The 6,781-nt window shown below is 63.2% G+C and carries 6 protein-coding genes and 1 pseudogene; 4 read left to right on the forward strand and 3 right to left on the reverse strand.

What is annotated here, in order from left to right:
- Positions 1-780: pseudogene (locus tag EN991_RS17765) on the forward strand (AsmA-like C-terminal region-containing protein); the annotation flags it as partial.
- Between the two features lie 6 nt (positions 781-786).
- Here the strand turns inward: EN991_RS17765 and tyrS are convergent.
- Positions 787-2,040 (reverse strand): tyrosine--tRNA ligase, encoded by a 1,254-nt coding sequence (gene tyrS / locus EN991_RS17770; RefSeq protein WP_063171954.1) that lies wholly within the window; start codon positions 2,038-2,040, stop codon positions 787-789.
- 286 nt (positions 2,041-2,326) lie between these two features.
- Here tyrS and EN991_RS17775 point away from each other — a divergent pair, with 286 nt between their 5' ends.
- Together EN991_RS17775 and EN991_RS17780 are read left to right on the forward strand one after the other, a co-directional pair.
- On the forward strand, positions 2,327-3,970 hold the full coding sequence (locus EN991_RS17775; RefSeq protein ID WP_127369228.1) for a glycosyltransferase family 39 protein: 1,644 nt from the start codon (positions 2,327-2,329) through the stop codon (positions 3,968-3,970).
- A gap of 45 nt (positions 3,971-4,015) precedes the next feature.
- A complete protein-coding gene (locus EN991_RS17780) occupies positions 4,016-4,846 on the forward strand; it encodes a phosphatase PAP2 family protein (RefSeq protein WP_127369229.1) in 831 nt (276 codons plus the stop codon).
- An 11-nt stretch (positions 4,847-4,857) separates the two neighbouring features.
- Here the strand turns inward: EN991_RS17780 and EN991_RS17785 are convergent, their stop codons facing one another.
- Together EN991_RS17785 and EN991_RS17790 are read right to left on the reverse strand one after the other, a co-directional pair.
- Positions 4,858-5,508 carry an FMN-binding negative transcriptional regulator gene (locus EN991_RS17785; RefSeq protein WP_127369230.1) on the reverse strand — a complete coding sequence of 217 codons (651 nt, stop codon included), beginning with the start codon at positions 5,506-5,508 and terminating at the stop codon, positions 4,858-4,860.
- Between the two features lie 21 nt (positions 5,509-5,529).
- Complete coding sequence (locus EN991_RS17790) at positions 5,530-6,204, reverse strand: alpha/beta hydrolase (protein WP_013532163.1); 675 nt, start codon at positions 6,202-6,204, stop codon at positions 5,530-5,532.
- A 236-nt stretch (positions 6,205-6,440) separates the two neighbouring features.
- Here EN991_RS17790 and EN991_RS17795 point away from each other — a divergent pair.
- Positions 6,441-6,781: aminotransferase class V-fold PLP-dependent enzyme (locus EN991_RS17795; RefSeq protein ID WP_127369231.1), on the forward strand; the 341-nt coding region annotated here is incomplete at its 3' end.

The raw sequence follows: 6,781 nt of genomic DNA on the forward strand, positions 1-6,781 counted from the left end.
GGTTCCGATGCCATTTCCGTCAGCGCCGATGTCGACCGGCTGACCGGTTTCCACGACGAGCAATTGTCCAATCTGAAGCTCGACTACAGCGCGGCCGGCTCGCGGGTGAACGGGCTGAAGGTCAGCGCCACGGCCAGTTCAGGTGCGGCCATATCGATCAGCAACACGACCGGCGCCGGCCGGCGCACGCTCAACATGCAGTCCGCGGACGCCGGCGCCATCCTGAGATTCCTCAACATCTACGAACATATGGAAGGCGGCGTGATCACGCTCGCACTGGCCGGGCCGAGCGACGGATCGCTCAAGGGCAAGGTCGACACCAGCAATTTTTTCGTCGTCAACGAACCGAAGCTCGCCTCCATCGTCTCGACCACGCCGGCCGGCGACAACCGCAGCCTCAACCAGGCGGTCAAGGGCAAGCTGGACACGTCGCGGGTGAAGTTCGAACGCGGCTACGCCGAGATCGACAAGGGCAGCGGCTATCTGAAACTGGCCAATGGCGTGCTGCGCGGACCGCGCATCGGCACCACGTTCCAGGGGACGCTCTACGACCAGAACAACAACATGGACATGACCGGCACGTTCATGCCGGTCTATGGCCTCAATCGCATCTTCGGCGAATTGCCCATCGTTGGCGCGCTGCTCGGCAATGGCCGCGACCGTGGCCTGATCGGCGTCACCTACCGGCTCAAAGGCAACGCCAACAAGCCGTTGCTGGACATCAATCCGCTGTCGGTGATCGCGCCCGGAATATTCAGGTCGATTTTTGAGTATCGGTGACCGAGTTCAAATCGGCCGTATCAGAATGTGTTTTTTCTTTCCCAAGGAAAGCTTTACGACGTTCTCCGGACTCAAATCCTGAGGGGTCACCAGCCGGCGCTCGTCGCTCACCGGCTCGTCGTTCAGGCGCACGGCGCCGCCCTGCACATGCCGCCGCGCTTCGCCGTTCGACGCCGCCAGTCCGGCGGTGACCAGCAGCGACAGGATGCCGACGCCGGTTTCGAGCGCTGTCCTGTCGACCTCGACGGTCGGCAGCGACTCCGCGAGCGCGCCTTCCTCGAACGTCTTGCGCGCCGTATCGCTGGCTTGCTCGGCGGCCGCGCGGCCGTGCAGCAGGGCGGTGATCTCGGTGGCGAGGATCTTCTTGGCCTCATTGATCTCGGATCCGCCGAGCCGCTCGAGCCGCGCCACTTCGTCCAGCGGCAGCGTCGTGTAGAGCTTCAGGAAGCGGGCGACGTCGGCATCCTCGGTGTTGCGCCAGTACTGCCAGAATTCGTAGGGGCTCAGCATCTCCGCGTCGAGCCAGACCGCGCCCGAAGCCGACTTGCCCATCTTGGCGCCCGACGAGGTGGTGAGCAGCGGCGTGGTCAGTGCATAGAGCTGCGCGTCCTCCATGCGGCGGCCGAGATCGATGCCGTTGATGATGTTGCCCCACTGGTCGGAGCCGCCCATCTGCAGGCGGCAGCCGAGACGCTTGTAGAGCTCGACGAAATCATAGGCCTGCAGGATCATGTAGTTGAATTCGAGGAACGACAGCGACTGCTCGCGATCGAGCCGCAGCTTGACGGAATCGAACGCCAGCATGCGGTTGACGGAAAAGTGACGACCGACATCGCGCAGGAAATTGACGTAGTTGATCTCCATCAGCCAATCGGCGTTGTTGACCATGATGGCGTCGTTGGGACCGCTGCCGAATTTGAGGTAGGGCATGAAGTTGCGGCGGATACCGGCAAGATTGTCTTCGATGTCCTGCGGGGTCAAAAGCTTGCGCGCCTCATCCTTGAACGACGGGTCGCCGATCATCGAGGTGCCGCCGCCCATCAGCGCGATCGGCCGATGACCGGTCTGCTGCAGCCAGTGCAGCATCATGATCTGGATCAGCGAGCCGGCGTGCAGGCTCTTGGCGGTCGCGTCGAAGCCGATATAGGCTGTCACCGTCTCCTTGGCGAAGATATTGTCGAGACCGGCATCATCCGAAGTCTGGTGGATGAAACCGCGCTCGCTCATCGTGCGCAGGAAATCCGATTTGAAGGCAGGCATTTTTTCTATTCCCGAAAGCGTCCGGCCGCTGTGGCTCAGGCGTGCATGAACGCGCGCGTTTAGCATCCAAGCGCGATCAGCAAAAGTGGTTTCCGGTTTTGCGTCTGATCGCGCCAGACAAAGGTCCAGCGTCAGCAAAAGTGCTTTCCGGTTTTGCAGCCCGCGCGGAGGGCGTTTGCGAATCCTTGCTTCGTCGTTTGGGCTGGCGTATTGAGGCGCCGCGCAGGGCAGGGCCTGAGGCGCCGCGACGGGGCCATCCCGCAGATCAGATCCGGAAAGCTCCGCGATGAACAGGAACTATCTTTTTCTCTTTCTGTTCAGCATGCTGATGACGTTCAGCGGACTGGCGAGCCTTCCACCCATCGACCGCGACGAAGCCCGTTTTGTCCAGGCCACCAAGCAGATGGTCGAAACCTCCGACTATGTCGACATCCGTTTTCAGGATGCCTCGCGCTACAAGAAGCCGATCGGCATCTACTGGCTGCAATCGGCGGCCGTGGCGGTGAGCGGCGAGGGGGCGGCGGCGCCGATCTGGGTCTATCGCCTCGTCTCCATGCTTGGCATTGCCTTGGCCGTCGTCGGCATCGCCTGGACGGGCACGAAGCTGTTCGGGGCCAATGCCGGTCTCGCCGCCGGCCTGATGATGGCGGCGATCTTCGCCACCGCCTTCGAGGGTCGCGACGCCAAGACCGACGCCATGCTGCTGGCCTGCTGCGTGGCGGCGCAAGGCGCACTCGCCCAGATCTATCTGGCATCGCGCCGCAACGAACCGGTGGCCGGCCATCTGCCGTGGATATTCTGGGCGGCTCAAGGCCTGGGGATCCTTATCAAGGGGCCGGTGGCCCCGCTGTTGTCGGTGCTGACGGTCGCCACCCTGTTTGCCTTCGAGCGCGACTGGCGCTGGCTCTTGAAGCTGAAGCTCGTGCGCGGTGTCGCCCTGGTGCTCCTCATCGTGCTGCCCTGGGTCGCCCTCATCACCTGGAAGAGCGGCGGTGCCTTTCTCCAGGATGCCGTCGGCAAGGACATGGTGGCCAAGGTCGCGTCGGGCGAGGAATCGCACGGCCTGCCGCCCGGTTTCTACATGCTGACCTATTCGCTGTTCATGTGGCCCTTCGGCCTGATCGCGGTCGGCGCCGGGCTGCAGGCCCTCAACCGGTTGCGCGACGATCCCCGGCTGCGCTTCTGCCTCGCCTGGTACATTCCGTTCTGGCTGGTGTTCGAGCTGATCCCGACCAAGCTGCCGCATTACGTGCTCCCGGCCTATCCTGGCATGGCGCTGCTGATCGGCTGGCTGCTGACATTGTCGCCGCAGGAGGCCAATGCACCGCTCAGGCGCTGGCAGGATTGGTTGTGGTGGTCGACCGCATTCGGCCTTGCCGTGGTCAGCCTCGGCCTGGCGGCGGTCTGCGTCGGAGCGCCGATCTATCTCACCGGCACCTTCTCCTGGTGGAGCATTCCGGCGGCCGCGGCGGCACTGGCGGCAGGGTATTTCGCCTTTTCGCGACAGCTGCAAGTGCCGCTCTCCCGCATCGGCGCCATCGCGGTTTGCGCCGGCATCACCTATGGGCTGCTGTTCGGCGTCATCGCGCCTTCGCTGAAGCCGATCTGGCTGAGCCCGGCGATCGAGGCGGCAGTCCAGGCCAACAGGCCTTGCGACACCACGGTGCTCGCCTCAGCGGAATATCACGAGCCGAGCCTGGTGTTCCTGGTCGGCACCAAGACCGTCCTGACCGATGTCGATGGCGTCGCCAAGCATCTGCTCGGCGACCCCACCTGCGCGCTGGCGCTGGCACAAATCGGCGACGAGCAGAAGCTGAATGGCCTGTTGGAGGCGCAAGGCAAGTCGGCGAGCCGCGTTGCCGAGGTCGACGGCCTCAACTATTCGTCGGGAGACAAACTGTCGCTCGGCCTCTATCGTGTAAGCCAGTGACGGCTCGCCGATGCCCATAACGGCAACAATGGGGTCGAATTTCCTATGCTGGTGAAATCACGCCCGCCCGTTTCGAGCCTGCTCCTTGGCATAGGGCGCCGGTCGCTCGACAACTTTCGCGATACGATGCAGATCGCCAAAAGCCGCCTTGCCACCCGGCCGGCCAGATACCCGAATATTTTGTGGTCGGTCTGGGTGCTGGTCTGGGTCTTGCTGACGGCGGCGGCGTTTGTTCGTCTCGACACTCCGGCCGGAATGCTTCACGGCAAGTGGTCGGCGGGATTTGCCCGGACTGCCGACTTTTTCACCCAGTTCGGCCTGGGAGGCTGGTATATCATTCCCTCAGTGCTTCTGCTTGTCGCCGCGAACCTGACGGATTGGCGAAGCCTGTCGCGGCGCTCGCTGATGCTCCTCTACAACTGGACCTGCCTGGCTTTTCTGGTGCTGTGCGCCACCGGCCTGTCGGGGATCGCCGTCAATGTGCTGAAATATGCCATTGGCCGGGCTCGCCCGCTCTATTACGAGGACTTTGGCGTGCTGACCCTGCACCCCTTCGCTTTCGATGCGCGCTTCGCCGGCTTTCCGTCCGGCCATGGTACGACAATGGGCGCGGTGTTCGGGGTCGCTTTGCTGTTGTTTCCGCGGCGCTGGTACATCGCCCTGGCGATCACCGCCTGCATCGCCTCGACCCGTATCTTCGTTGGCGCGCACTATCCCAGTGACACCGTCGCCGGCTTCGGCCTTGGCTGCGGTTTCGCGCTTGCCTGCGGGATGGTCTTTGCCCGGTTCGGCTTCATCTTCCGGCCGACGCCGTCGGGACTGCCGGTCCGCAAGAGAACGTTTCGGCTGATCGGACCGACAAGGAAGGCTGCCTGAGCATTCGAAGTTCAGTTGCCGTCCAGTCCGCCATAGGATCTGACCAGGTCGGCCATGCCGGGCGATTGGTGGTCTTCGCTTTCGAGCCCCTGTGCAACGCCGACGCGATCGGCGACCGGCCGGTTCTGGCTGACCTTCCACTTGCCGTGGATTTCGCTGATCTCGATTTCCAGCCCGATAATGCCCTTGATCTGCGACTGGATGAAGGGCTCCGGCGCATCGGTCACCGCCCAGGGCGCGGCGCGGGCGCCTTCCTGGGAGACGGTCAGATCGGCGATCTGCTGCGCCAGCCAGTCCTGGTCATCCATCACCTTGACGGTGCCGCGAACCTGCACGATGGCATAATTCCAGGTCGGCACCACCTTGCCTGTCTCGCGCTTGGTCTCGTACCAGGACGGCGTCACATAGGCATCGCTGCCCTGGAAGACGATCAGCACGGGTGACGTCGGGTTGTCGGCCAACAGGCGCCATTGCGGGTTGGCCCGCGCCAGATGGGCGCGCAGCCTGCCGTTCGGCCCGATTTCCGGGTCGAGCAGGAACGGGATGGCGTTGGCGACCGGCCCATCGGGCCCGTTGGAAATCAACAGGCCTAGCGGATGCGTCCGGATCAGCCCGTGCAGGATTTCCGGCCGCGTTTCCCTGAAATGAGGAGGTTCGTACATCGCCGTCCCTGCTTTCTTTGCTTATCTCAGCCGCTTCGGCCGCGGATCCGACAATTCGCCGGCCAGCCGGCGGTCGAGATAGTCGGCGCATTCCTCGAGCAGCAGGTCGGCATCGTTGGAGAAGAAATGGTTGGCGCCGGGCAACGTCTTTTGGGTGATGGTGATGCCCTTCTGCGTGTGCAGCTTGTCGACCAGGCCCTGCACATCCTTTGGCGGCGCCACCTTGTCGGCATCGCCATGGATGATCAGGCCCGATGACGGGCAGGGCGCCAGGAACGAGAAATCATAGGTGTTGGGCTGCGGCGCGATCGAGATGAAGCCTTCGATCTCGGGCCGGCGCATCAGAAGCTGCATGCCGATCCAGGATCCGAACGAGTAGCCGGCGACCCAGCAGCTCTTGGAATCGGGATGCAGCGACTGCACCCAATCCAGCGCCGCAGCGGCATCCGACAACTCGCCGGTGCCGTGGTCGAATTCGCCCTGACTGCGGCCGATGCCGCGGAAATTGAAGCGAAGCGTGGTGAAGTCCCGCTTCTGGAACATGTAGAAGAGGTCGTAGACGATCTTGTTGTTCATCGTGCCGCCGAATTGCGGGTGCGGGTGCAGGACGATGGCAATCGGCGCGCTCTTTTCCTTGGAAGGCTGGTAGCGACCCTCCAGGCGGCCGGCAGGACCGGTGAAAATGACCTCAGGCATAAAATACTCCACTAGGTAATACGAATGCGCGGTGCCTGGAACGTTTCCTCTGGCCTTGACGCAGGGCGAGCGTCTTCTTAGAAGCTAGTTTAGAATTGTTCAAAACTGAGTGGCAAGACATCGAGCCCGGCCACCCGCGCCGCAAGCCGCGTAAATAGGACGGCTCGCCTTGGAATTTCAAGGAAATAACGCCATACGACGGCGGAATGGCTTCTGACGGGACTTGACGAACGAAAATGGCCGCAAAACGCGCCTATCTCGACTACAATGCCAGTGCGCCGCTGCTTGCCGCGGCCCGCGAAGCTATGGTCGCGGCGCTCGATGTCGCCGCCAATCCGTCATCGGTTCACGCCGAGGGGCGGGCGGCCCGCCGTCTGATCGAGACCGCAAGGCGTGACGTGGCGGCGCTCGTCAACGCCAAGCCCGAGCACGTCGTGTTCACCTCCGGTGCCACGGAAGCAGCCTCGACGCTGCTGTCACCCGACTGGCAGATGGGGCGCGGCACGGTGCGCATGAGCCGGCTTTACGTGTCGGAGGCCGATCATCCCTGCCTGTTGAACGGCGGACATTTCCCGTC

Source organism: Mesorhizobium sp. M7A.F.Ca.US.005.03.2.1, assembly GCF_003997795.1.
Taxonomy (GTDB): Bacteria; Pseudomonadota; Alphaproteobacteria; order Rhizobiales; family Rhizobiaceae; genus Mesorhizobium; species Mesorhizobium ciceri.